General features: G+C 39.8%; 24 protein-coding genes. All 24 read right to left on the reverse strand.

Annotated features, from left to right (window positions below; genetic code table 11):
• Positions 1–4: 4 nt before the first annotated feature.
• The 24 genes from F0249_RS11990 to F0249_RS12105 all read right to left on the reverse strand — a co-directional run bounded on the left by F0249_RS11990 (position 5) and on the right by F0249_RS12105 (position 24,665).
• Positions 5–1,411 carry a mannose-1-phosphate guanylyltransferase/mannose-6-phosphate isomerase gene (locus tag F0249_RS11990; RefSeq protein ID WP_171756819.1) on the reverse strand — a complete coding sequence of 469 codons (1,407 nt, stop codon included), beginning with the start codon at positions 1,409–1,411 and terminating at the stop codon, positions 5–7.
• Between the two features lie 8 nt (positions 1,412–1,419).
• Positions 1,420–1,782: a DUF2304 domain-containing protein gene (locus F0249_RS11995; RefSeq protein WP_171756820.1), complete on the reverse strand. Its 363-nt coding sequence runs from the start codon at positions 1,780–1,782 to the stop codon at positions 1,420–1,422.
• A 9-nt stretch (positions 1,783–1,791) separates the two neighbouring features.
• On the reverse strand, positions 1,792–2,514 hold the full coding sequence (locus F0249_RS12000; protein ID WP_171756821.1) for a glycosyltransferase family 2 protein: 723 nt from the start codon (positions 2,512–2,514) through the stop codon (positions 1,792–1,794).
• Positions 2,515–2,737: 223 nt separating this feature from the next.
• Positions 2,738–3,178 carry a tetratricopeptide repeat protein gene (locus F0249_RS12005; protein WP_171756822.1) on the reverse strand — a complete coding sequence of 147 codons (441 nt, stop codon included), beginning with the start codon at positions 3,176–3,178 and terminating at the stop codon, positions 2,738–2,740.
• 55 nt (positions 3,179–3,233) lie between these two features.
• Positions 3,234–5,006 carry a hypothetical protein gene (locus F0249_RS12010; protein ID WP_171756823.1) on the reverse strand — a complete coding sequence of 591 codons (1,773 nt, stop codon included), beginning with the start codon at positions 5,004–5,006 and terminating at the stop codon, positions 3,234–3,236.
• Between the two features lie 9 nt (positions 5,007–5,015).
• Entirely contained in the window at positions 5,016–5,693 is a 678-nt protein-coding gene (locus tag F0249_RS12015) for a NeuD/PglB/VioB family sugar acetyltransferase (protein WP_171756824.1), read from the reverse strand.
• 4 nt (positions 5,694–5,697) lie between these two features.
• Entirely contained in the window at positions 5,698–7,521 is a 1,824-nt protein-coding gene (locus F0249_RS12020; protein ID WP_171756825.1) for an asparagine synthase-related protein, read from the reverse strand.
• 2 nt (positions 7,522–7,523) lie between these two features.
• Entirely contained in the window at positions 7,524–8,942 is a 1,419-nt protein-coding gene (locus tag F0249_RS12025; protein WP_171756826.1) for an MOP flippase family protein, read from the reverse strand.
• A complete protein-coding gene (locus tag F0249_RS20415) occupies positions 8,939–10,123 on the reverse strand; it encodes a TDP-N-acetylfucosamine:lipid II N-acetylfucosaminyltransferase (RefSeq protein ID WP_171756827.1) in 1,185 nt (394 codons plus the stop codon). The genes F0249_RS12025 and F0249_RS20415 overlap by 4 nt, the downstream gene beginning before the upstream one ends.
• Entirely contained in the window at positions 10,120–11,208 is a 1,089-nt protein-coding gene (locus F0249_RS12035; protein ID WP_171756828.1) for a DegT/DnrJ/EryC1/StrS family aminotransferase, read from the reverse strand. The genes F0249_RS20415 and F0249_RS12035 overlap by 4 nt, the downstream gene beginning before the upstream one ends.
• 148 nt (positions 11,209–11,356) lie before the next feature.
• Positions 11,357–12,781, reverse strand: a complete 1,425-nt coding sequence (locus F0249_RS12040) for a hypothetical protein (RefSeq protein ID WP_171756829.1) — start codon at positions 12,779–12,781, stop codon at positions 11,357–11,359.
• Positions 12,782–13,052: 271 nt separating this feature from the next.
• The gene (locus F0249_RS12045) at positions 13,053–15,092 is read right to left on the reverse strand and encodes a secretin N-terminal domain-containing protein (protein ID WP_171756830.1); all 2,040 of its coding nucleotides are present in this window, start codon (positions 15,090–15,092) and stop codon (positions 13,053–13,055) included.
• Between the two features lie 9 nt (positions 15,093–15,101).
• Positions 15,102–15,674 carry a hypothetical protein gene (locus F0249_RS12050; protein WP_171756831.1) on the reverse strand — a complete coding sequence of 191 codons (573 nt, stop codon included), beginning with the start codon at positions 15,672–15,674 and terminating at the stop codon, positions 15,102–15,104.
• A gap of 1 nt (position 15,675) precedes the next feature.
• Positions 15,676–16,230 (reverse strand): hypothetical protein, encoded by a 555-nt coding sequence (locus F0249_RS12055; RefSeq protein WP_171756832.1) that lies wholly within the window; start codon positions 16,228–16,230, stop codon positions 15,676–15,678.
• A 10-nt stretch (positions 16,231–16,240) separates the two neighbouring features.
• Positions 16,241–17,362: a hypothetical protein gene (locus F0249_RS12060; protein WP_171756833.1), complete on the reverse strand. Its 1,122-nt coding sequence runs from the start codon at positions 17,360–17,362 to the stop codon at positions 16,241–16,243.
• 3 nt (positions 17,363–17,365) lie between these two features.
• On the reverse strand, positions 17,366–18,259 hold the full coding sequence (locus F0249_RS12065; RefSeq protein ID WP_171756834.1) for a general secretion pathway protein GspK: 894 nt from the start codon (positions 18,257–18,259) through the stop codon (positions 17,366–17,368).
• Positions 18,249–18,935 carry a prepilin-type N-terminal cleavage/methylation domain-containing protein gene (locus F0249_RS12070; RefSeq protein WP_171756835.1) on the reverse strand — a complete coding sequence of 229 codons (687 nt, stop codon included), beginning with the start codon at positions 18,933–18,935 and terminating at the stop codon, positions 18,249–18,251. Before F0249_RS12070 ends, F0249_RS12065 begins: the two co-directional genes overlap by 11 nt.
• Positions 18,936–18,937: 2 nt before the next feature.
• A complete protein-coding gene (locus F0249_RS12075) occupies positions 18,938–19,390 on the reverse strand; it encodes a PilW family protein (protein WP_171756836.1) in 453 nt (150 codons plus the stop codon).
• On the reverse strand, positions 19,380–19,844 hold the full coding sequence (locus F0249_RS12080; protein ID WP_171756837.1) for a prepilin-type N-terminal cleavage/methylation domain-containing protein: 465 nt from the start codon (positions 19,842–19,844) through the stop codon (positions 19,380–19,382). The genes F0249_RS12075 and F0249_RS12080 overlap by 11 nt, the downstream gene beginning before the upstream one ends.
• Positions 19,828–21,030, reverse strand: a complete 1,203-nt coding sequence (locus tag F0249_RS12085) for a type II secretion system F family protein (RefSeq protein ID WP_171756838.1) — start codon at positions 21,028–21,030, stop codon at positions 19,828–19,830. Before F0249_RS12085 ends, F0249_RS12080 begins: the two co-directional genes overlap by 17 nt.
• Positions 21,030–22,682 carry a GspE/PulE family protein gene (locus F0249_RS12090; protein ID WP_171756839.1) on the reverse strand — a complete coding sequence of 551 codons (1,653 nt, stop codon included), beginning with the start codon at positions 22,680–22,682 and terminating at the stop codon, positions 21,030–21,032. The genes F0249_RS12085 and F0249_RS12090 overlap by 1 nt, the downstream gene beginning before the upstream one ends.
• Positions 22,679–23,089 (reverse strand): type II secretion system major pseudopilin GspG, encoded by a 411-nt coding sequence (gene gspG / locus F0249_RS12095; protein ID WP_171756840.1) that lies wholly within the window; start codon positions 23,087–23,089, stop codon positions 22,679–22,681. The genes F0249_RS12090 and gspG overlap by 4 nt, the downstream gene beginning before the upstream one ends.
• A 31-nt stretch (positions 23,090–23,120) precedes the next feature.
• Entirely contained in the window at positions 23,121–23,879 is a 759-nt protein-coding gene (locus tag F0249_RS12100) for a glycosyltransferase (protein ID WP_171756841.1), read from the reverse strand.
• 21 nt (positions 23,880–23,900) lie between these two features.
• Positions 23,901–24,665 carry a glycosyltransferase family 2 protein gene (locus tag F0249_RS12105; protein ID WP_171756842.1) on the reverse strand — a complete coding sequence of 255 codons (765 nt, stop codon included), beginning with the start codon at positions 24,663–24,665 and terminating at the stop codon, positions 23,901–23,903.
• Position 24,666: the final 1 nt, after the last annotated feature.

Here is a 24,666-nt window from a genome sequence, read left to right on the forward strand (position 1 = left end):
CTTCCTAACAACGCCCAAACACATCTTCAAAACGCACAATATCATCCTCACCTAAGTAAGAACCACTTTGTACTTCTATCATCTCTAACTCAATTTTTCCTGGGTTAGTTAAACGGTGTGTTGCTCCTAACGGAATATAGACAGATTGGTTTTCAGACAATAAGGTCTCTTTATCATCGACTTCAACAATCGCGGTGCCAGAAACGACTATCCAATGCTCTGCTCTGTGATGATGCATCTGCTTTGACAGTGAAGCTCCCGGCTTAACGTTAATGCGTTTAACTTGAAAGCGTTCACCACTTTCTAATGAGTCATAGCTGCCCCAAGGACGATACACCTCTCTGTGCAGCAAGTGTTCACAACGGTTTTCTTGCTTAAGCCTATCTACTACTTTTTTAACGTCTTGTACTTTGTCCTTGTGTACAACAAGTACCGAGTCTTTTGTGCCAACCACAACAATATCTTCTACTCCTATTGCTGCAACCAATTGATTCTCTGATTGTACTAAGCAGTTATGGCTATCAATAAACTGAACATCACCAAGGGCTGCATTACCATTTTCATCTTTTGAAAGCACTTCCCATAATGCAGTGAATGAGCCAACATCACTCCAACCTACATTAATGGGTAATACCATGCCTTTGGTGGTTTTTTCCATTACAGCATAATCAATAGAGTCATCTGGTGACTGTTCAAAGCTCTCTTTTTCGACCCGAATAAAATCAAGATCTTGAACTTTATTTTCGTAAGCCGCTTGCACTGCTGAGAACATTTCAGGGTTATGCTGTTGTAGCTCATCAAGAAAGCATTGTGCTTTAAACACAAACATGCCGCTGTTCCAAAAGTAGTCGCCGCTCTCTACATAACGCTCTGCGGTTTTTAGCTCTGGCTTTTCTACAAATTGTGCTATTGGAGATATAGCTTGGCCTTTCTCTTTTGCTTGAATGTAACCATAACCCGTTTCAGGTTTGGTTGGGATCACCCCAAATGTTACTAATGCACCTTGTTCGGCACTCTCTAGTGCTATTTTGACTGATTCTTGAAAAGCAGTAACATCGGTGATCACATGATCCGCAGGCAAAATAACTAATATTGCTTCTTGGTTTTTATCTAACGCTGCAAAGGCTGATAACGCGATCGCAGGGGCAGTATTACGAGCAACTGGCTCTAAGATGATTTGACTATTTAATTTACCAATTTCTTGTAATTGTTCAGCCACCATAAAACGATGAGTATCATTACACACAACAATAGGATCATTGTCGTAATCTAAGCGCAGTGCTGTTTCTTGCAACATTGTTTTATCACTTATAAGCTTAAGCAACTGCTTTGGATAATGTTTACGAGAAAGAGGCCAAAGACGGGTACCTGAGCCACCCGATAAGATAACGGGGTAGATATTTTTATTCATAAATAACTCTAATTAATACGTGAATTCTTTTTCTGTATATTGTTGTCGATCTTTTGCTCTAGCATTGCTACTCGTTGGATAAGTCGCTCTATTCTTATTCTGTCTTTTGTTCTTTCAATATCATTCAATAATGCTTTTAAAAACAAAATAACAATAGCAAAAAGAACAGGAATAATAGGTGGGTAAGCGACCCCTAAGGTAGCCGCGATAATATCCGAAAAGCGAGGAAAAAAACCAAGCACGAGAATAACGACAGATAATAAGGTCCAGCGTAATGCTGAACCTGGTAAAATTGTATCTCGCCTGACCAAAATAAAGGCGGTAATAAAAAAGCCGATGCCAATTAAGGCTGAAAAAAGTTGATAATGCACAAGGTTGCCTTAATGGTTTCGCCCTTGCTTAGAAAGACGCGTTTGATATTGTAGTTCATTGCTTTTACGCACTTTGCTTATACATAATAAACTGGTGTGTACCATATAATACGCAACCGCTCGCCATGAATAAAAAATTCGTGAAATGCCTCCGACACGTGAGTTCATTTCGACTTGGACTTCCGAGAACGTTAAGCCAAATGTTTTAAGCATGAGCAGTACACCTACATCTTGATATTCAAGTAGAGATGCCTCTCGGGTGCTTAATACGGCCATTGCTGCACGGTTATAAATTCGTAAGCCAGAAGTAAGGTCTTGAACTCTAATTCCCGATAAGATCCGAAATAAGCGCCATGCGATGTGACGAGCCATGCTCCCTCTTTGGGTGCATGAACCAATAACAACATCATGGTTTGTTTGTGCGATTTCAGCGGATAAGATAGGGAGGCTACTCGGCAAATGCTGCCCATCAGCATCGAAGGTAATGACCTTGTCATAGCCATTATTGTAACAATAGCGAATACCGGTTTGCATGGCTTTCCAAGCACCTAAATTGGATGCTAGCGATAACAGTATAACGTTGGAATCCTCTTTCACTATTGTTGCAGTATGATCGGAACTCGCATCATCAACGACAACAATATCTATAGTGGTATGTTCGAGCAGGGAGTTGAGCACCAATCTTATGCTAAGCTCTTCATTAAACGCAGGAATGACTATGGCCTTTTTCATGTAACTCCTTCGTTACAGCACGCTACCGCCCTTAGGTAAAGCCCCCAAAAACTATTTAACGTCTCAATTTAGCTGCATATAATACCTGATAGGTTAGGGATTAAAAAGTATTACAGGCACATCAGTAGTAGGTAGGTAGGTAGGTAGGTAGGTAGGTAGGTAGGTAGGTAGGTAGCGAATAAAAAACAGTAGCTGGTATTCCTACTGTTTTATTCGAAACATATTACTTGGTTATCTTCTTAGTTTTGTACAATCGATACCACTTTTCGGACAGCTTTTGGGCCTCATTGATTTGACTTTCTGTTAAATCTTTTTCTGCTTTCTTCCTAAATTCTTCAGATTTTATATGGCCATTCTTAAATGCCACATCAAACCACGCATACGCTTTCACCATATCCTTATTAGTGTCGTTACCAATTGCGTATTTAAAACCAACACGGCTCTGGCCTTGTGCATTACCTAAACGAGCAGCACGTAGAAACCAGTCGAACGCTTGCTTAGTATCTTTATCTACTCCACGCCCCTCATTATAAAGGGTGCCTAATTGATATGCTGCGAAATCATTACCTTGTTTAGCTTCTTTGGTTAATTGTTCAAGATCTGCGCTTGCCCACGCTTGGCTCATAAACAAAACAGAAATAGTCAATATGATTTTTTTTAACATGATTGGAGTTACCTACTTTTTTAGCGTGTTATTACTCTACTTGAGTATGATTCAATCAGTACCCAAGTTGTTTTAGTTGACCCAACAATTGCTTAGCGTAAGTGTGTGTTGGATCTCTTTTTATAACATATAAGAAAAATGGTTTAGCCTCTTGCGGGCGCTGTAAAGCCCATAAACTCAACCCCATGCCTAGGTGGCTCTCTAATGGTGCTTTATTCTTGCCAATTTTTAATGCTTTATCAAACGCTAAATGTGCCTTTTCTGCATTACGAAGTTGGAAAAACATATACCCAAGATTGGTCATTAATAAACTGCGTGATTCGCGGTCTTTCGCTACATCGATATACTGCAATGTGGTTTGTATCGCTTTTTCGACTTCTCCACTGTTTTTTAATGCCGCAACATAATTGTTCAAATAACGAGCTTCAAAGCCATAAATACTACTCTCAAACTCTAAGAAAAACGCGTCACGAAAAGAGTCTGCGGCAAGCTCCCATTTTTCTTCTGCCATGTAAGATTGGCCTAACGCATTATGTACTCTTGGTTTATTTTCTGAATACACTAACTCATTAACATAAAATGCAACTGGGTTTTGCCAAAGCTTATTACGATTAACCGTAAGCTCAATCAAAACAACAGACAGCAGCACAATAGAAAGTATCGATGCCGAAGACCACTGCTCATTGCTTATTCTACGATTACTGCCCCTTAGTATCGTCATACCCCGAAACAAAAGGTCACTTACCGCGACAATCAGACCAAAATTTGGCAAATAAGTTCTATGTTCAAACGATAAATCTCGAATAGGGACAATCGATGACTCGACTGCGTGCGCGACATAATAAAACAGCACTCCAAAAGCAACTAATGGCATACGCTTAACTAACAGTATCGCTGTTACTATAAAGCCGAGGTGTAACGCTAAATAAGCATAAGATTGGGTAAAGTCACCAGATTGTAAGCTAATATCATACTCTAGCTGTAGATGAAGAGGCCAAAAGAAGGTATAGAGATAACCGGCAACAACATGTAATTGAGTGTCAAGATACTCAAGACGTGTGATCGCCATAGTCTCTCTAGTCGCTCTATCGAGCCTCTCAAATAAGTTCCATACTTGGTCTGATTGAATAACACCAATAAGCGTCACGATTGCGACTACAACACCAAGCGTTAGCCACACTTTTTTGTTTTTAAACCAAGTAGGCGAAATAAAGATCAACTCAAGTAAAATAATGGCGGCAGGCAAAGTCGCGCTGTTCTGCTTAGTAAATAACGCACAAATAAATGTGACTAAACATAGCATAAACCAAACAATACGAACCTTCATTTGAGAAGCTGTTCGAGCTAATACGTAACACCATAAACTTAGTAAATAAAACAGAGCAACTAAGGCTGCAGTTCTCTGCACAATGTAGGTAACCGCTTGAGTTTGCAGAGGGTGAATAACAAAAATAAGCGCCACAAATAAGGCAAAATATTGTGCTACTTGTTGTTTGCTATTTTTATTTTTTAACGACAAACAGCATAAGCTATAAGTTAAACCAAAAACGACAAAACCTGTAAAAAGGTGTATGGCTATATTGACAACATGGTAACCTAATATAGAGAGTTCATGCACCTGATAATTAGCCCAAAAAGTTACATAAGTTAATGCTCTCGCACCATATATCGTAACTACATCACTAATAGGCCCACTCAGCACCCTTGTATTATCAAAAATAGAAGAGGCATCATCAAGGTAAAAAGGTACTGATAATGATGAGGTATAAGCCAGTAATACCAAAAAAGAAAGCAAACATAGAGCCGTAATAGAAAATGATTTATTCACATTATTTTCTTAATTTAAATATTTATCAGTAATTTTACGGCTGTGATGATACTTAGCAGGTGAACCTATCATCACGGAATTTGACTCAACCACCGACGCTAGCACTGTAGCATTAGCGGCAATGACACAAAACGCTGCGATGTCGAGTTTTTCTAAAACCACCGCACCTAAACCTACCACTGTTTGAGTATCAACTTTCACATCACCCGCCAAAGCACACATCGGAGCAAGGCTACTATAAGCGGCTAAATAGCCATCATGGTCAATACTTGCACCATGATTTACGATGACATGCTCTTTTAGTACGCAATTAACAGCGACAACTGATTGAGCAGCAATAAAGCAACCTTCGCCAATCACCGCATGCTTACTCACTGATGCCATAGGATGTATCACAGTAATGCATTGAATATTTTTATATTCTGCTAGCTTCTCACTAAGCATTTTCCGAGCATAATTAGCACCAACAGCAATAAATGCATATAACGACTCATTTGGAGCTTGCTTTGCTTTCTCGAGTAACCATTGCATACCACCAACAATGGAATAGCCCAACGTTGTTTCACCGTCCTCTCGATAATCATCAATCAAACCTGCAATGGTGTATTTATCTTGCTCTTCAATGGCATCAATAATCACTTTAGCATGCCCTGCAGAGCCAATAATATAGACGCTTGGTTTCATCATACATTCAGCCTTTGCCTGTAATTGATTGATTAACTTGCTGACGAGCTTGGACTAACTCTTCAAGGTATAGCGAAAAAGTGAGCCAGCCTCCAACGGTTTCAGGCTTCATGGTATAATCAGAAGCAAACTGCTTAAGTGCCGCCTGTGCCTTTTGGTTATCCGTGAAAAGTGTATTTTCGACCTGATACGGTTGAGACAGTTTGTTTTGCATATAGCTAATAAAATGATCTTCTCGCATCCAAGTGGGGTAGCTCACATAGTTCTTTTTATTGCTGAATAACGTCTGATGAATACGACGGCTAAAAGATTCAAAAGGAGAACCCTTGATAGCGTTAATGATTGTTCTCTTAAGTGATACCGAACCTTTTAGGCTCTCTGCGTTTTTACCTTCTAGATTATCCCACTCCACAGTTATCACTTCACCTGTATTTTGCCAAGGTATCGTAGCAAAGTAATCAGGGTAATACTTAAGTAGCATCGCATTATATAAACGGCTGTTATAACGATATTCATCCGGTAGTGAATAAACAAAATCAAGTAAATCGGTATCCATAAACGGTTTTAAATTGTGTAGGCGGTCGGCCAATAAATCAGAACCGGAAGCCACAAAGCGAACGCCTCGATTTGATACCACCATCGCCGGGTCTGTACACTCGCAGTCGTAATATGGGTTGGCTAAATCAATGTATTTTGCAAACTCGCCATATTTTTGTTCAAGGGTTTCCTGAGTCGGTTTTTGATTAAGTGCATTGCCAAGCAAGTAACTTCCACCAATCACCGCATCGCCACAGTATCCATTTAATAGGAAAGATGAGAAATCACTTATTTTCTGAACGGAGGCCAAGGTATGCATATGCACAATGTTAAACATCCCTTCAGATGTCCAAACACCATTATCGCGACCTGCAAACCAGTTATCTTCATCTATCGCTCGAAAATGGTTAGTCACACCAGCAATATTACTGACTTGCTGAGCGATCACACTGTCTTCACATCCTTCAACGCCAAAAGTGAACGTTTCAATGTTCCCAGAAAACTGCTTTACGGCTTCTGCCAGTAACACGCGAGAGTCTAGTCCGCCACTCAAGGTGATCGCCAACGTTGAATTAGGAACCGAACTTAAACAGCGTTCCATTGCCTGTACATAAAGCTCATACAGTTTATCCGTTGCATCATCAAAACTTAGTGCATCGGCTTTATTTGCAGCTACCGAACCCACTTTATTAACTTTTGCCCACGTCCAGTAATGACTAAGTTCATAACTATTATCATCACAATCAACCGTTAATAGGCATGATGGACCTAAACGTTCTGCATTTTCAAACCAAGTTTGGTTCTCTAACATTTGACCCAATCCAGTGAAAGCATCAATGGCACCCTCATCTGGTGTCAAATCAAAACTAGGGTGGATCGCCAATGATTTTAGCTCATTAGCAACCGCGCAGACTCTCTCCGCTTGCTTCCAAAAATAAACTGGCTTCATTCCATATCTATCGGTTGCAAAATAGGCTTTATTTAACACTTTGTCGTAAAGCATCAATGAAAAATAACCGTTAGCTTTTGCTAGCTCTTGCAATAGCGTCCCTTCCTGATGCGATGCAATCAAAGCCATCAACGGATCAGAATGATTAAGACCACTAAAAATATCACCATGGAGGTAAGCACATAACGACTCTGTCTCATAATAGCGATAACCCACACTCTCTCGAATAGCGTTTAACTGCCCAACAACACCATCATGAGAAAAGGAATGTACTTTTTGTCCTTGTAAGTGTTGATTACACGCTTGAGCATGAGGTTGCTTGATATAACAGGAGAAACCCGGCATAACTACCCTTGTTTGATTTGTCTTATGATGGATTTTGCGAATGGCAAAAATAGTAAAATATATACGCTAGCGAGTAACAGGACTTGCGTCCACTCTGACCATTCGCCGAAGATGTACGTTGCTAACCATACCACGCTATAAGCAATGCTAAATATAACCAATGGCAGCATTATCGCAGAGCAGTACCGACGAAATGAGAGCTGACAAGCTGGCTTTAACAAAATAAAGACATGAGCAACCCATAATATCATTTGTTGTATAAAGAGCGCTTTAGCCAAATAGACTAAACCATAATGAAAGCTCAGCAACACCACAACAGGGCGCACCACTGTAACTAATACATTCCACCAAAATGCTCGCTTCACCAACCCAGTAGCACGAAGTAAAGCACCAATAGGATTGACCAGAGAGATAAGTAGCATATACAACGAAAGCCAACGCAACACTTCCCAATGCTCAACCCACGACTCACCAAAGGCTAAGTTCAAGGCCCAACCTGGGTATAACGCAAGCCCTAAATAGAGCGGAACATTCACAATACTCAAAAATTGAATGATACGTTGATACATATCTGCTAGGCCGTGGGTATCTTTGTACTTTGTCATCAAAGGAAACGTGACTCTGTGTACAATAGGGTTGATCAACTGCATTGCCGGACGAAATACTAACGCCTTCACGTAAGAGTAAACACCAAGAACCTCGGCACCCAGCAATTTACCTAATAACAGTTGGTCAAACTGCGAACTCAAATAATTAATTAAGGCTTCACCTGATTGATATAAACCATAAATAAAGGGCTGCTTATTCTCTTTCCAACCAATAGAAAGAGAGCTAGGCAACGGACAATCAATAGCGCGCCTTAGAAGTAGCACTAAAATGCAGGCATTCACTAACTGAGAGGCAACAACTGCATAAAGTTTATACCCAAGTAGCAAACCAGCAATTAATATGATAAACCCAACGACTGCCGATAGTGTCTCTGCTTTCGAGAGCGCCTGAAAATTAAGCTCTTTTTGTAACAACGCATTGGGCTGTTGACTAAAACTACGAATAAAGAAGATCGGGCATAGCATCAACAACAAACTCGTCAAATCTGGCGTATTAAAAAATGAGGCAACTGGATAAGCCGTCGTCCCGACCAAAACCGCAATAAAAGCCCCAAATGAAATATTAACTAAATAAAGCTGCTTTAACCTTTTCCCACTCAGATCCTTATGATAAATAATGGCATTAGAAAGTCCAGCATCTGCAAATATCTGAGCTAACCCCACCACTATATTGACTAATGCCAAAACGCCCAATTCAGCAGGTTGCAAAAAGCGCACAAGAATAACCAACTGAGCAATTTGAAGAGATGCACGAATAACAGTAGCAAGAGCAGTCCAAGAGACCCCTTTGACAACTAACTTTGCAATGGTCATTCTTTGTGCCCACCGCGACTATTAATGGTAACCTGCTTGAAAAAATCGCCCCATTTTGGCCCTAAGGCTTGCTCCGTAAAGCTTTGGTTCAATATTGACTGATTCGCTAACCGAACCTCGTCTTTAAAAGTCGATAAGTTCTGATATGACTGGTTCGCGAGTTGTTCCAAGGTTTCAACTGCAAAACCATAATGAGCAAAATTGTCGTAGGTACTGGTACTGGCTTTTAAAAATAACTTTTTACCATGAAGCATCATATAGTAAGCCACATACAGCCCTTGCTGACGATCATGAGCAAACACGGCCCCATCAACAGAAGCCAACAATTTATCGTATTGATCTTTCGTCAACATCTCAGTTATAGGATGAAAAGCAGAGCCTAACTGTTGTTTTCCATAACTGATGACCTTTGCGGTGTGCTCTTCACTCCCTGCGTAATTAAGCGGCATATAAGCCATCACACGGCTATCTGCTAACCCCGCAACGGCATCGATCAACTCAAAATGATTATTACTTGGTGCTGCTGAATTTCCGAGTAGTAGTGACACGGATTCTCCTCCAAACGGAGAAAGCCAATCTGGCAGTCCAACCCCAACTAATGGGTAAGGCAATACATCAACAGTCTTACGCCCCAACACAGATGTGAGTAATGCTGCATCTCCTGGATTTAAACATTTTACAGACATCATACGACGAGATGCGATGCTCTGAATCCATTTAGCTAGCTTTTGTTTCAATCTATCTTTTTGCTTAACGATCGCTTTTTGTTTAAAGGTCGATTTTTCATTAGTTTTTTGTTGCCCCTGAACAGGGTTCAACACATGCTGATATAGATCGGCCCCCCAACTCACCCAGTGCGAACGAGCCGTCACCGAAGAAAAGAGTAAACTCAGCCACAACCAACGAGAGAGTAAACTATGGAATATAAACTGAGAACCGGCTTTCTCACGACTCAGTAAGGTAAGCAACTCTTTATGACTGGAGTATAATGTGACTTGGCTCACTCCTGTTTTATTTAACTGCTGACTATTTTCACTGTCTTTCGCCGTGTCTCCAGAAGCTTGAATATAGACTTTATGCTGATTAATTGGAGGAAAAGCTCCACCACTACCATGATTGGCATAAAACTGAATAAAGTTATGATAATGGTGGGGAATATTTTCAAAAATATGAACAATCACGATATTAATGCCACTTTGAGAGCGTTAGTAATGTAACGAATATCATCTTCAGTTAACCCATAATAGAGTGGTAAGCAGAGTATGCGTGTGCTGATTTGATTGGCAATTGGAGTATCACCATCCATCCCGTAACATGGCACCTGAGACAAGCTTGGGTAAAAATAGCGGCGGGTTTGAATCCCTTTTTCCAGCAGTCGTCTCATCACCTGTAACACTTGTTGTTCCGACTCTAGCAACACTGGCATATAAGCACCATTGTTATTTGAGTCATCAACCCAAGTTTGAAATTCAACCACTGAGCGCAATTCCGATTGATAGCAAGCAACCGAATTTATCCGTTGTTGCTGAATATCATCGATATTATCCAGTAGAGCTAAACCCATTGCGGCATGAATTTCACTCATTTTACTATTAATACCAACCAGGCTAGGAAACTGGTTATTATCAAAACCAAAATTAATCAACTGCTTAGCGGTTAATAAGTCTTGTTCATTTCGGAAGATAATCGCACCACCTTCCACGGTATGGAAAATCTTTGTTGCATGCAGGCTAAGGGTGCTCGCATCTCCCCAATTCAGTAGAGATTGATCTTTATATCGACAGCCAAAAGCATGAGCCGCATCGTAGATCACTTTGGTATTCGTTTGTATGGCTTTTTTCTCAATATCTTCAACTGCACAGGGGTTACCGAATACATGGGTGGCTACCACACCGTCAGCTTGTTGCCACTGCTGATTGGAAATTAAAGCGGGGTCTATATTGAGAGATGTGGGTTGAACATCCACAAACTGGCATTGATGATTTTGCCAAGCTAAAGAGCTGGCCGTAGCTGCGAAAGAGAACGGGGTGGTCAATACACGCTCACCTAAGCCAAGCGCCTTATAAGCAACCTGTAGTGCTAACGTACCATTGCTGACTAGCATCAAGTTTTTTACTTTGAGGTATTCAGCTAAACGCAACTCTAATTCTTGATGTAATGGACCACCATTGGTTAACCATACACGCTTGAACACAGAATCAATATGATGTTGGTATTGCAGTAATTCGGGTAATACAGGGCGGACAATCGGAAAACGAATACTCATGGGGTTTCATTAATGGGTAGTCAAACAAGGGCAAAGTATACCAGAAAAGAGTTCCGTGGGTGAAAACCGTAATAGCGCAAGCGTAATGAAAAATAGACATAAAAAAAGCAGACCGAAGCCTGCTTTTTATTACAAATAATAACTAAAATTAGTTACGTGTGTGAGTCTCAACTACAGCACGGTCGCCGTTGTTGTAGTATAGAGCTGATACAGCAATTTCATCAGCTGGAGCATTAACGATTACGTCAAATGCTACGTCACCATCAATACCTTGAGCTTGAAGCTCACCAGTAATGTTAGTCATCGCTTCAGCTTTAGCTGGAGTAGTTAGCATGTAAGATACTGGCTCAGCCCACTCTGCATCATTCTTAGCGTAAACTAATACTTCAATGTCACCTTTTTGGCTTGAAGTGTTAGAAACTGTAACTACTGGAGAGTAACCAGCACGGAATGGCATGAATGGTACGTGTACGATTGCACCATTTAGAGTCCACTCACCAGCATCACCAGCAACAAGTACGTTCGCTACTTGATTAGTTTTCTCATCAAGGTAAGAATCGTATTTAACATCGATGTTAGCTGTAAACTCTTGAGTGCTTAGTTGAGAGTCAGCGTAACCAGCGTCAACACCAGAGATATCAACAGTGATAGTGTTTGTAGTAAGAGCATTGTGCTCTACAACAATCTTATCAGCGTAAACCTTTGGAACACCGAACGTTGCTGCTACATTGCTTGTAGGGATAAGACCAGTAGTTTCATTTGCTTCACCAAGGAATGAGAAGTCACCATTAACTGTCATCACTTGAGCAAGAGCCTCTGCAGGTAGAGAGTATTGTGCTGCAATGTTGTTACCGTAAGTGTAAGCAACTTCTTCAGCAGTTAACTCTACGCTATCTACACTTGTGCTGTGAGCCGAACCAGTTTGGTCCAAACTATCAAAACGTAAACGCTGTTCATTTACATCGATTACAGCGTCAAATTTATGGTCAACATCACCAGCGAATTGATCTTTAACATCGAAAATTGTCGTTGCATTTGTCACTTCTTGGTCTAAAACAAAATCATTTGATGTTTTAGCCGAGTAAGTAACCATACCTTTACCAGACACTAGAAGTGAAGCAACTTCAAATTGTAGGCCTTCAAGTTCAATTGTACCATTGAACGTTGTGTTTTCTGGTTTTTCTTGAGTGTAATCAAGAGAAGTTACACGATAAACAAGTTGATTTGCTGTTGATGTTAGTAGACCTAACGTCATCGTACCAAAAGGAAGAGACGTATCAGGGTCATTAGCAAGCGTTACTTTCGTGATTAGGCTTGATGCTGCAAGATCAATATCTACACCGGTGAAATCAAACGTAATTAAATCGTCAATTTTGTATTCTGCGTTTAGAGTTACAATAACATCTTCGATGTTAGCAGTAACAGGAGTTACATCTTGGCCAATAGTTACGTTGTCGTTACCTTGAGCGCCTTGCTTAGATAAAACTGAGTATTGAGTCGTAGTAATGTCTGCAGCCATTGCTGAACCAGCAACTGATGCGATAGCTAACGCAACTAGCGTTTTTTTAAGCATTGTATTTTCCTTAAGTTTCATGAAACAAGAAGATAGAATATCCAACCTTCAAATTAGTGTTCCGATTAAGCCATTAACTTAGGCCGTCGCCTAAAATTATATAGACGACCTAATCAGGGTGAATTTTCAGTGTTCTGTCAGTTTTTGTCAACTAGAAATCAATTTTTAACCAGAACAATTTGGGATACTTATCAAACTTTAGTTGATTTCAACTTATATACCAACAAACAGGCATTCAAGATCACTAATAATGAATAACGCCAATCAAGGACTATTGCTGGCTATGATTTACGTCTAACTGGGTCATCTGTTCAGAAAAAGAGGCCTTGATATCACGCCACTCCTCAGAAGATTCAATAATTCGAGGGGTTACTATCACCACGAGTTCGGTTTTGGTTGATTTATCTACATTTGCTCGGAACAGTCCGCCAATCCATGGTAAATCCCCCAAAAATGGAACCTTTGTTTCCACTTTGTTGGTATTATTACTGATCAAGCCACCTAAAATGACCGCCTGTCCACTTTCGGCCACCACTTCTGTTTTGATGCTGCGCTCAAAAATTGAAGGTGAAATAGCAGATGTTGTGCCAGCATCCGCTTCGTTACTGCTTACCTGACTGATCTCCATGATCACCACCCCTTGGCTGTTCACTGTTGGAGTAACCATTAGCTGCACACCTGTTTTTCGATACTGAATACTGGTGGTTTGACGATCACCATCAGGGTCCGAAGTGGTTTCACCAACAACGGGAATATCGGTACCGACATTCATATCGGCACTTACACCATCTCGTACCACCACACTAGGTCGCGATAAGATATTGGTATGGGTATTTGATTCAAAAAAGTTAGCAATTAACTCCCCATCCACGCCTTTTAACCCAAAGGAGAAACCACCAAACTTGCTAACACCTAATGCGCCTTTTGTGCCAATACTTAATTCGCCACTGTTAAAAGCAAATTCAATCCCCTGTTTGAACTCATCAACAAGGGTAACTTCCGCAATCATCACTTCTAGCATCACCTGTTTTGGCATCACATCCATACGTTTAATTAAAGGCAATAGACGCTGATACTCTTCGCCCGTGGTTTGCACGATTAACGAATTAGAACGGGGGTCAACAACTAACTTGACTTTATCATTTCCCGAAGCACTGCTCTTATTGGGAGAACCAATAGTTTTAGCTGATGTTTTATCTTTTGTGCTGGCCGCCTTGACACCCGCCCCCGAAAGCAGTGGTGATAAGCTCTCTTCAATATCACTTGCGCGTGCATATTTAGGTACATAAGTAAAGTATTGCACCTCTTCCACCATCGATGGTTGATCCAGTTTCTTTAACCAAAAACCTGCACGTTTTAATAGCTGAAAATCATTAGCAAACAGAATCACTGAAGAGATACGTTCTATTGGTAAAATCGTCACCGCATTCTGTTTCGGCTGGTCACCTTTTACCGTAATACCTTCATTATTGAGTATTGCTGTCAAGTTTTCAGCTAATTCATCGGCAGGGATAAAGGTTGATTTATACATCGTCACTTGGCGGTTTTGAAATGCGGGCGCATCCACCAAATGAATAAATTCCAATGCTTTAATGACCTCACTTCGGCGCCCTTTTATAATGAAACTGTTTTGATCATAATCAACCGTCGCTTTTACTTTAGCTAACTGTTGCAACGTTAAATGCATGCCTGATTTCACAGGGAAATTCAGTGGCACAATTTGGTTAATATCTACCGACGTTCGCGGCACATCTTTAATATTTCTACCATAACCTATAACCACGTTACCGGCATTGTCTTCTGATGCTTTGTTAATATAGAAAATGTCATCTTTAAAGGTTAGTTGGTAACCACCTTGAATCAGCACATCTTCCACTAAGGTATAGAGTTTACGCTTTGAGACAGGTTTTTGAATATTTAATGTAATACCACTATTATCATTTTTAGCACTGTTATCCAGAATATAGCTGACCTGAAGCACTTCTCCCATGACATAGTGTAAGAATTGATTCAGTGGCAGTGAATCTGCAGCAATAGTCACTACATCTACAGCGCTAAACTGTTTCGTGAGATCCAACTCATCACCACCCGCATCACGATTAACGCTGAATGTAGGTATTTTAGTATAAGTAATACTTGGTTTTTTCTTCTCAGAAGGTCCAGTTTGTACTTGAAATGGCGGTGTAGCCTTAAGCGGTGCTTCAGACCCTTCTAAATACGAAGGCGCGATTTTTACCGGTTCTGTCGGTAAGGTGCTGCATGCAGTAAGGACTAAAAGTGCCGGTAGAGTCAGAATAAATTGTTTACGCATTACTGCTTCCTAATGATTACGTTGATACATCATCAACTCTATCGTTTTATCTTTACGAGCTAATGTTATGGATGTGTGGTTAAGAGAGACCAGCATAAAACCATCAAATGAGTCACCTTCATTTAGCTTCAATAGCGTTACTTCACCGCTGTTATGATCTCTCTTTTGCAATAAGGCAAATCGACCTTTTTGAGTGATCACCGCTTTTAAATTCAATAATGCACTATCGGTATAGAGCGCTAATAGCTCCCCTTGTTGCTGATCAATATTTGGTAATATTACTGTTTTTTCTTCTTTATTTTTTGGTTGATTTTTTAGTAACTGTTTGTCTTTTTCGACTTGTGCCTTTCTACCAGCCGCATCGTAAGGCTTATATTGTTCAACCAAACGTTTAACCATTACGCTGTCAACCAATGGCAGTTGATTACTGATCTCGTCAACTTGTTCATGATTCACGTTATTCTCCTCAGTATCTGGCAGTAGAATACGTTGGCTATAATCATTTAGGAAAATAACCGCAACGGAACACACAGTTAATAATGTATATTTACTAAAGAGCGAAGAGAGAGGGAGCATTGTCATCTTATTGTCCTCTCAGCATATAAAAATTCAGCGTTAATTGGCCGTTAGATTCACCCAATTTAGTGGCTGTTTGACGACGAAAGGCATAGGTGAAATCAGCAATCTCTATCCATTTTTTCTGATTTTCCACTTCTGCCATTAGGGTTGGAAAACGGATACCATCACCTGCGAACCTGACCTGCAATTGGTATAAATCCATGTTGTATTGTTCAACATTTTTGATCGCCAACCAACCGATATTGGTCACTTTCAAACCAAACCCTGTAATGAGTGTTTCTATGTTTTTTTGCTGTGCTAGTTTAAATTTATTTTCTGCTTGCTGTGGAAATAACCTCTGTTTATTTTTGGTTACTTTTTCATCTAAACTAGCTAGCAGTGGGGAAAGAATATGTTGATTACTGATCGCCTTTTCTGCTCTTTGTACTCGCTTGGATTCCAATAACAGATCTGCTCGTTTTTCATTTTGCCACTCAATGACCGGCATTCCGACAAAGCGAGCTAATACTAGCCCTAATAGTAAAACCACTAAATAAGGTTTTTGTTGAAAGATTTCCATTACTTAAACCTTATTCTAATGAGCTAGAGGGTTGAACTAAAACAAAACTAATAATGAACACTTCTTTTTTCCTACTTTTTCGGACTCCGGTATCAAATTTCGCATCCGTAACAAAAGGCGAATCATTCAGTATATCGAGTAAGTCTGTCGCTCTATTTGTTTCGCCATTAATGACAAATCGGCCATTTCTATAACGTAACGTACGGAATTTGGCTTGCTTAAACAGCGGAGCGACCACTTCCCAAAAAGGCGTTTTTAGTGATTGGGTAGCGATAAACTCACGTTGCTGCTTTAACTCTTTGGTTAAACGGGTAAAGTCATTCTGAACACTGATCGCTTGGTTCACGGATGAACGATTATTTTCAACAGCTTGATCAAATTTTTGTTCTTGCCATAGTAGATAGCCACTACTGACGCCTAAGTATATGGCCGAGGCTACCAAACTGCTCAACAATATTGGCACCACATTTTTTTCTAGGCCGCCACTCTGAGAGCTGTCTTTATAGATGAAATGATGCGCCTCTTTCAAAAGAAAAGGCAGAATTTGAGCCCCTATAACATCAGCATGTTCCTTCGCCGTCACCTCAACCGGTGGCAAGGTATTACTGAGCACGACACCAGAAGCCATCGCAAAACTGTTGATGTCCGCGATTAATCCACCTTGAACCGAGGATACGACACCTGTTGGTGTTTTTGTATAATAGCTTCGACGCTGTCCATGATAAGAGGTGATCGCCTGATAAGACTCACAACCACTAGTCAGCAGGTAGCTTTCAGGAATAATACACATTGCCTTGGGTACAGAGTGATCAAAGACCCACTGGTTGACCGAGGTTTTTCCATTATCTGATGGGTAGATAACAAAGGAAGATATAAGCGCCTGATCCTGCTCGACCTGGTCTAGAAGTACTAAGTTTTTCACTTCCTTCTTGCTTTCAACTGGATATGCTACCTGCTCTTCTTGGTAGTGTTCTCTCGCAACAATGAGGCAACGAGGTACAGTCTCTCCTGATGATTCATGCCAAGATAACTCTCCTGCATTGTTGACTTTTAGTGTATACAATTTCTGATTGAAGTAGCCAACACCAACAGTGGACAGTAGTTTCAATAATACAATATTTAATTTATTCATTATTTACCAAATGGAATCTATATCATCAACAACAGGCTTTGTACTCGAAGCGTATGGATCGAATTTGATTCGGCGCTGCTTTTCTATACGTACATCATTGTACTCTATGGTTATGTTTAATAGGTAGAATTTAGAGTTTGAAAAAATCAACCCTTCCTTTTCATACTCTCCTGTTAATTGTGAGAATTCAGAACGTGTTAACTTGTTCGCCGCTCTCAACTCTAAAATATCGCTAACATCGCGGTTTAGATAAGCTTTTAAGATTGGCTCAGGCGAAACCATCGGGTTGAAATATTTAGTCCTCACGGAACTTAATAATGGAGTCAGTTTATCCCACAGCTCAGAGGTAAATCCCTTAACTAACTTTAACTCACTGTAACTGCTGATTAGACGATTTCTCGGCCCTAGCTCATAATCACCACGCTCTGCCCCATTTAATCGACTTAAGCTGTCGCTATCTTGCCAATCTAATAAACTATCGACAACAATGGCGGCCTGATTACCATCAAAACCTAGATTTTTAATCGTATTACTCAGTAAGGTTTCATCCGGGTAATGAATATCGATCAAACCGGAGACATCTTGTAGGCTCACCTTGGCGTATTTTCCAACTTTGAAAGGGGTATTATAGAAATTATACCCATCAGGTAGTGCGAGCTCTTGATTATCAGTACTCTCTTCTCTTGTTAATAAATTAAAGAGTACTTCTGATTCCGTACTACGCAAATGTAGCTCTGCCGTTGCTTTATCCGCAGCGAGTTGCGCGACACTAATTTGCTGCTGAGCCGTAAGAGTTAGATACAGAGCCAAAACGGTAATAATTGCACTAATCAACAACACTTGAAGTAAGGCAATCCCTTTTGAACTATGGATTCCTCGCTTGTTATCACCCATCATTGAGCCCTATTTCCGAATTTGTGCTCAATACGGCAGATATTTGTAATGTTTGAGCTTTTTTTTGTTTGGTATTAAAAGTAATGGTTAATTTTACTTTTTCTGGAAACAACCCCGCCTTCAGAGCATTAAACGTAGAGTGCCATTTCCTATCAGTGGTGATCTGGTTTGCTTGCCGTTGATTTTTTTGGTTAATATCTTTCCAACCGTAGTATTGAAATTGAATATTTGTCACATCATCAAGCAATACTTTTCTAAATTTGAACGCTATCTCTTGGTCGTAGCTATCAAGCAATACGCTCTCCATGGCTGCTTCTTGATATACAAGTTTGCCTTTGCCATCTTTGCTCTTCTCAATCTTGATTTGATAGGCGACTTCACCATCAAGAAACATGCTACTACGACTCGCAGAGCGTAATGAGCTTGGCTTACCATCCCAATAGAGTGCATGTTTACCTTGTTCATTCGATACAATCAATGGGTAACTACTATTGACAACTTTTCTTAAAATGCCCACATCGCGTGTTAAATTAGTGGTTTGTCGATAGTGACCACGCTCCTTGTTCCAATTGGTCGCAAACAAACTGTAGGCCATACTCGATGAGAGCAACAGCATACTTAATAGAACACTGGCTATTAACAACTCTATGAGAGTAAAACCTTGATTATTCTGTTTCATACTCATCTTGGGTTTATATTCCAACTCAGCTCTACATAGCGGTACTCGCGTTTATACCCTTTGTATTCGGCTTTTATTTCCACTTGCCATAATTTATATCTATTATTTTGCTCTTCCGTCATTCCGGCTTCAGCAATAAGCAGAGGTGGTGCAGAACGGTACTCAAAAACTTTTGCTGTCCATTGGTATGTCAGCTCTCCCATCTCTTGATTCGCATTAAGGCTACTGATATCGCCTTGGCCTTCTTCTCGTATTTGCAACTGGATTTCATCAATAAGTAGTGGAAGCATGCCATTGATGTAAATACTACGTTCGGCTTTATGACTGGATAAGGCAGCCCCTCGATAGATCAAGGTTGTAAATGAGATCACAAGAAATAAAATGACGCTGGCCACAAGCACTTCGATCAGTGTAAAACCTCTTTGTTTCTGAGCAAATGGCGATCTAATTTTCATTTCTTTGATACACAATATCTAAAACATTTAAGGTAATGAGTTCATCATTCAATTGATACGTTAATTTTTCTTGTTGAGGAAAGCCGTTTTTATTAAATTCTATCTGCTGAGGTTGAAAAAATAGTGAATCAAAATCAATTCTGTCAATCACAGTTTTTTCATTCTGCTCATCATCGGCCACATTCACCTGCTTTTTAGGCAACACATACACACTTACACTTTTCCCATCAAAAGACGCGATAGTAGATAAACCTTTGTAATAAGAGCTAAAACTGATTTTATTGATCCAGTTATTTAACTGCGCTATTTCAGTTCGAACTTTAGCTTTATCTACATTTTTAACCGCTAACGGTGCAACAAGACTAAGCATGGTACCTAAAATAACCATTACAACCATGAGCTCTATTAAGGTAAAGCCACGGTGACTGTTGTGTTGATTAGAAACCAACATCATTAACTGCAACCATACTCATTAGCATCACAACAACGACACCACCGACAATACCACCCATTAACAAAATAAGTAGAGGTTCGATTAAGGTCGTCATTTTTTCTGTCCAAGTTTCAAATTCTTGTCGGCTTCGCTTGGCAATTTCATCAAACACTCTGGCTAAGTTACCAGACTCTTCCCCGACTTCTAATAGCGACACGTAAAAACTCGGATACAATGAGGTTTGTTTTAGTGCTGGCGAAATGCTGTTTCCCTGCTTGACTTTATTCTGAACAATCTCTATTTCACGCTGTAGGATCTGATTTTTTAAGTTACCTTTCGCTAAGCTTAGTGCTTTGTCGATTGGCAAGCCCGCTTCTAACATCATAGCTAACGCACTGTTGAATCGAATTCGCTCAGTGGTGATCACGGAGTCGCGCAAGCCTGGAACTTTAAGTAAAAAGGCTTGCCATGATTTAAGGAATTTAGGTTGCTGAAATAGTGTAATAATACCGAAAACCGCGGCAATCATCCCTACCCCTAAAAACAGTTGATACTGTTGCATCCAGTTACTAACACCCAATAATGCTTGAGTATATCCAGGCAAAGTTTCTGGATCGGTAAACAATACGGATAACTTAGGAACGATAAAATTAAAGATAAAGACAACACATAACACGCACACGGCTAAGATAATAAAAGGGTATGTGAGTGACGATATGATTTTACGCTGCAGATCTCGCCTGAACTTTAGATCTTCCGCTAATTTAGAGAAAATTGTCGATAATTGACCTGATGCTTCACCTAACTCTACTAAGTTAATATAAAGGCGGCCGAAAACATCTTCAAACTCGGTCAAGGCTTGCGACAGACTTTGTCCTTTTCCAAGGGATGAACTAATGGCAGTCAATAACCGAGCAAGCGCTGGATTGGCCTTTGATTTTTTTATAATCTCTAGCCCTTTATCAATACGTACACCACTCTCAAGTAACAAGCTTAGCTCTGCAGTTAAAAATTCCAGATCTGCTAATGTCACTTTTTTGTTTGAGTTAAATAATACACCTACCGATTCTTTGTACTCTTTAATCTCTGAAGTGAGTAAGCCCTGCTTTTTAAGATCGAGTAGTGCTGCGGTTTTATCTTTCGCTTCAATTTGTCCATCAAATTTAGCACCCGCTTTATCATAGGCTTTATAGTCAAATAATTTCATTAACCTGCAACTCGCAATACTTCTTCAATGGTTGTTTGCCCTAATAGAGCTTTATAAAATCCATCTTCAAGCAGGTTACGTCGACCACTATCACTGTTGTATTGACGAGCTTTTGAAATGAAATCAGAATCTTTAGGAAGTTTCATTATCTCTTCATCACAACGTAAGTACTCATTAACTGCAATACGTCCTTTATAACCAGTATGACCACACTCATCACAACCAGCCCCTTTCATCAAATTAACATTTGTTAGATGGTATTTTTCAGCAAGTTCTCGTAAATCGTATTGCGGTACGAGATGCTCTGCTTCGGGATCGGGAGCGGCACAATGAGGGCAAGTTCGTCGAGCTAAACGTTGAGCCACAATAGAAACCAATGCAGCATTGAGCAGAAACTCATCCACCCCCAGATCAAGTAAACGCGTATATGCGCTGGCGGCATCATTAGTGTGCACTGTCGAGAATACAAGGTGACCAGTTAATGCAGACTGCATGGCAATACGAGCCGTTTCTTTATCACGAATTTCACCCAGCATGATAATATCTGGGTCTTGACGAACAATACTTCGTAAACCTGCCGAGAAATCAAAACCGATATCACTATTAACTTGAACTTGGTTTATACCCTCTAATTGGTACTCAACGGGATCTTCTAGTGTGATAATTTTTACATCATCAGTGTTTAATTCATTTAAGAAGGTATATAGCGTGGTTGTTTTACCACTACCGGTTGGACCAGTGAGCAGAATTACGCCCGCCGTTTTTTTCAAATCTTGGTCAACGTAATTTTGTATATCTTGAGCTAAGCCGAGTTTATCCATGTCATAACTAATTGACTCTTTACGCAAGAAACGCATAACGACACTTTCGCCTTCATTCAATGGTAAGGCTGATACACGAATATCTAACTCTTGGTTAGCTATTTTCATACCAATCTTTCCATCTTGAGGACGACGGCGCTCAGCGATATCCATACCTGATAGAATTTTTAGCCTTGTGACAATAGGCAACTGCATTCTCGGCGGTAATTGCTCTACCTCATGCAATACACCATCAATACGATAACGAACACGATAGCGACCATTGTATGGCTCAAGGTGCATGTCCGATGCACCTTGACGCAAGCCTCTAGATATTAATGAATTAAGCAAGTTAACTGTTGGTGCTTCTGTTGCTAACTCTCTTAATCTCTCTTCTTCATCGCCCACAAAAATTTCTGTGTCAACGACTTGATTAGTTGCAAAACGAGAGAGTAGAGACTGAACATCCGATTCGCTTGCAACATAAAGTGTCGCTTTAATATTGTTTCTGCGAATAAACTCATTGGCTTGTAAATCTAATGGATAGCTGACAGCAAATGTCCATTCATTGCCATTCACTTGTAATGGAGCCCACAAAGACTTAGTTAACAATGCTAATGATGAGCTATCTAATTCAGGAAGATCATCGTCATTCCACTGATTAATATCCAGCGGTAACAACGAGAAATACTGACAGTAAAGTTCTGGCAGTTTATCTTCAGGAAGGCTTCCTAAATTAACTAAAATTTGCTCTAAATAACCACCATATTTTGATTGGTAACTTTGTGCTTTTTCCAAGTCACGGGGAGTGACTTGAAATTCCATAACAAGTAAATCGGCTAATGAGATCATTTGTGTACAATATCCTCATTATCATCTGTACCGCCTGGTTGGCCATCTTTACCATATGATGCAAGATAGTATTCATTACCGTCTTCACCAGGCTTCTTATACACGTATGGATTATTCCAAGGATCTAGTGGAATAGCTTTTGGCATGTACGGACCATCCCATGTTGGTTTATCACTTTTTCTTAGCTCTTGTAGCGTTTCAGGGTAATCACCATTATCTAAACGATAAGTATCTAGGGAGGTTTCAAACATCTGCATTTGCGCTGCTGCGGTACTGCGTTGTGATGAACTCACTTTAGAAAACATCGCAGGTGCGACCAGTGAAGCCAGCAAGCCAATAATAACGATAACAATAAGCAGTTCGATTAGGGTGAAGCCTTTGTTTTTCTTCTGTTTACTAGTAAACATGTTTTACTCCAAGTGAAATATAGATTTATAACTAACGACGAAAAACAGCACGCCATGCATAAAATCCAAAACAATAGACAGATGTTATAAAAGAAAGTTGCTCAACTTTACGATAAATTTGCCACTGACGACGTGCTTTTTTTACTTTATTTCGGGATATCGAATTCGGCATGATTCTATACTGAGTAAACGGCTTTGCCAATACACTCGCTTTAGCACCTGTCTTCAGAAGTTTGAGCCATAATGCATAATCTTGACCAGTACGCAGTAGCGGCATCGATATATCTTGAAAAGCACAGCGTCTTAACATGACGGTCGAGCACCCTAATGTCGCTTGCTTTTGCAGCATTTGCTGATAAGTGAACTCACCTTCTTGGTTTGCATCCACCAGTTGTCCTGTGGCAACTCCTTCCTCATTGATGATTTCGTAAGCCGTAAAAGAGAAATCAATACTGTCGTTCATGAACTCTATTTGCCTCTCTAACTTTGTAGGGAGCCATAAATCATCACTATCAAGAAAAGCAATGAACTCACCACTTGCTTGTGAAAGTGAATGATTACGAGCAATCGCTGCACCGCCATTGATTTCACTAAAGAATACATGAATCCGGGAGTCGGATTGTTCTAGTTGTGACAATTTTTTTTGTGTTGCTACATCTGAACAATCATCCGTGATCAACCATTCCCAGTGATTATGTGTCTGGCTTAAAATCGAATCAGCGGTGGCTTGAAGTGTATCTGCACAATTATATGATGGTGTGATGATTGAAATTAATGGATTACTTTTCATGACAAGTCAACATTCTCTATTTTAGGTGATATTATTAAATGCTTTTATTATATTCATAACACTCTTTTCCTTATATATTTTAACTATTTTCTTCGTTACAAACAAAAAATAAAGAAGCGTCCCTAAAAAATAGCCACTGGTTACTCTAAACATAAGTAACTTAGCTCTCATTTTTTCTGGTGTAGAATAAAAGTCAAGACCAGAAGTAATTGGTGGGTGGTAAGAAAAAACTGTATTTGTTTTAAATATTTTTTTACCACTCTTTAATAAATCGCATGTAAATATATACTCTTCACCCGATTGTAACTTGGTTCCAAGGCCAAAAGACTCATTAAACACTACACTTTCCATTGCTGCCCTACGAATAAGCATGTCAATAGATGAAATTGAAAAGCTATTATATTTATGTAAAAACCGTTCTTTAAAACCCAACTTCACAGAGTCATAACAAGATGCATGGTTCAATACAAACATATCAACATCAGGATATAAGACTATATATTCTAATAAATTACAATACGCGGAATCGTAAATTTCAACATCATCATCCATGATCCACAAATAATCCCCACTTGCATACGACAATGCTACATTTCGACTTAAAGACAATCCTTTAGATTTTAATTTGACATATTTTACATTATCAGGAAAAGAGTCAACCTTATTGCTATAATCTGAACTACTATTAAAAACTTGATGCACTACTATATAGTCAAACCTATCATCTACTTCCCTGATGTTATATATACCATCATTCAATGTTGATATCAAAATTTCAATTTTCATA

This window comes from Vibrio sp. 03-59-1 (assembly GCF_013114135.1).
In the GTDB taxonomy this organism is placed as follows: Bacteria; Pseudomonadota; Gammaproteobacteria; order Enterobacterales; family Vibrionaceae; genus Vibrio; species Vibrio cortegadensis.

Coding starts and splice junctions, on each gene's coding strand:
- F0249_RS12085 (WP_171756838.1), bottom strand. CDS start 21,030: ATGAAATTATTTGACTATAAAGCCTATGATAAAGCGGGTGCTAAATTT.
- F0249_RS12035 (WP_171756828.1), bottom strand. CDS start 11,208: ATGAGTATTCGTTTTCCGATTGTCCGCCCTGTATTACCCGAATTACTG.
- F0249_RS12025 (WP_171756826.1), bottom strand. CDS start 8,942: ATGACCATTGCAAAGTTAGTTGTCAAAGGGGTCTCTTGGACTGCTCTT.
- F0249_RS12075 (WP_171756836.1), bottom strand. CDS start 19,390: ATGAAAATTAGATCGCCATTTGCTCAGAAACAAAGAGGTTTTACACTG.
- F0249_RS12005 (WP_171756822.1), bottom strand. CDS start 3,178: ATGTTAAAAAAAATCATATTGACTATTTCTGTTTTGTTTATGAGCCAA.
- F0249_RS12100 (WP_171756841.1), bottom strand. CDS start 23,879: ATGAAAAGTAATCCATTAATTTCAATCATCACACCATCATATAATTGT.
- F0249_RS12055 (WP_171756832.1), bottom strand. CDS start 16,230: ATGGAAATCTTTCAACAAAAACCTTATTTAGTGGTTTTACTATTAGGG.
- F0249_RS12070 (WP_171756835.1), bottom strand. CDS start 18,935: ATGAAACAGAATAATCAAGGTTTTACTCTCATAGAGTTGTTAATAGCC.
- F0249_RS12105 (WP_171756842.1), bottom strand. CDS start 24,665: ATGAAAATTGAAATTTTGATATCAACATTGAATGATGGTATATATAAC.
- F0249_RS12045 (WP_171756830.1), bottom strand. CDS start 15,092: ATGCGTAAACAATTTATTCTGACTCTACCGGCACTTTTAGTCCTTACT.
- F0249_RS12040 (WP_171756829.1), bottom strand. CDS start 12,781: ATGCTTAAAAAAACGCTAGTTGCGTTAGCTATCGCATCAGTTGCTGGT.
- F0249_RS12080 (WP_171756837.1), bottom strand. CDS start 19,844: ATGATGTTGGTTTCTAATCAACACAACAGTCACCGTGGCTTTACCTTA.
- F0249_RS11990 (WP_171756819.1), bottom strand. CDS start 1,411: ATGAATAAAAATATCTACCCCGTTATCTTATCGGGTGGCTCAGGTACC.
- F0249_RS12090 (WP_171756839.1), bottom strand. CDS start 22,682: ATGATCTCATTAGCCGATTTACTTGTTATGGAATTTCAAGTCACTCCC.
- F0249_RS12015 (WP_171756824.1), bottom strand. CDS start 5,693: ATGATGAAACCAAGCGTCTATATTATTGGCTCTGCAGGGCATGCTAAA.
- F0249_RS12065 (WP_171756834.1), bottom strand. CDS start 18,259: ATGATGGGTGATAACAAGCGAGGAATCCATAGTTCAAAAGGGATTGCC.
- F0249_RS12020 (WP_171756825.1), bottom strand. CDS start 7,521: ATGCCGGGTTTCTCCTGTTATATCAAGCAACCTCATGCTCAAGCGTGT.
- gspG (WP_171756840.1), bottom strand. CDS start 23,089: ATGTTTACTAGTAAACAGAAGAAAAACAAAGGCTTCACCCTAATCGAA.
- F0249_RS12060 (WP_171756833.1), bottom strand. CDS start 17,362: ATGAATAAATTAAATATTGTATTATTGAAACTACTGTCCACTGTTGGT.
- F0249_RS12050 (WP_171756831.1), bottom strand. CDS start 15,674: ATGACAATGCTCCCTCTCTCTTCGCTCTTTAGTAAATATACATTATTA.
- F0249_RS12000 (WP_171756821.1), bottom strand. CDS start 2,514: ATGAAAAAGGCCATAGTCATTCCTGCGTTTAATGAAGAGCTTAGCATA.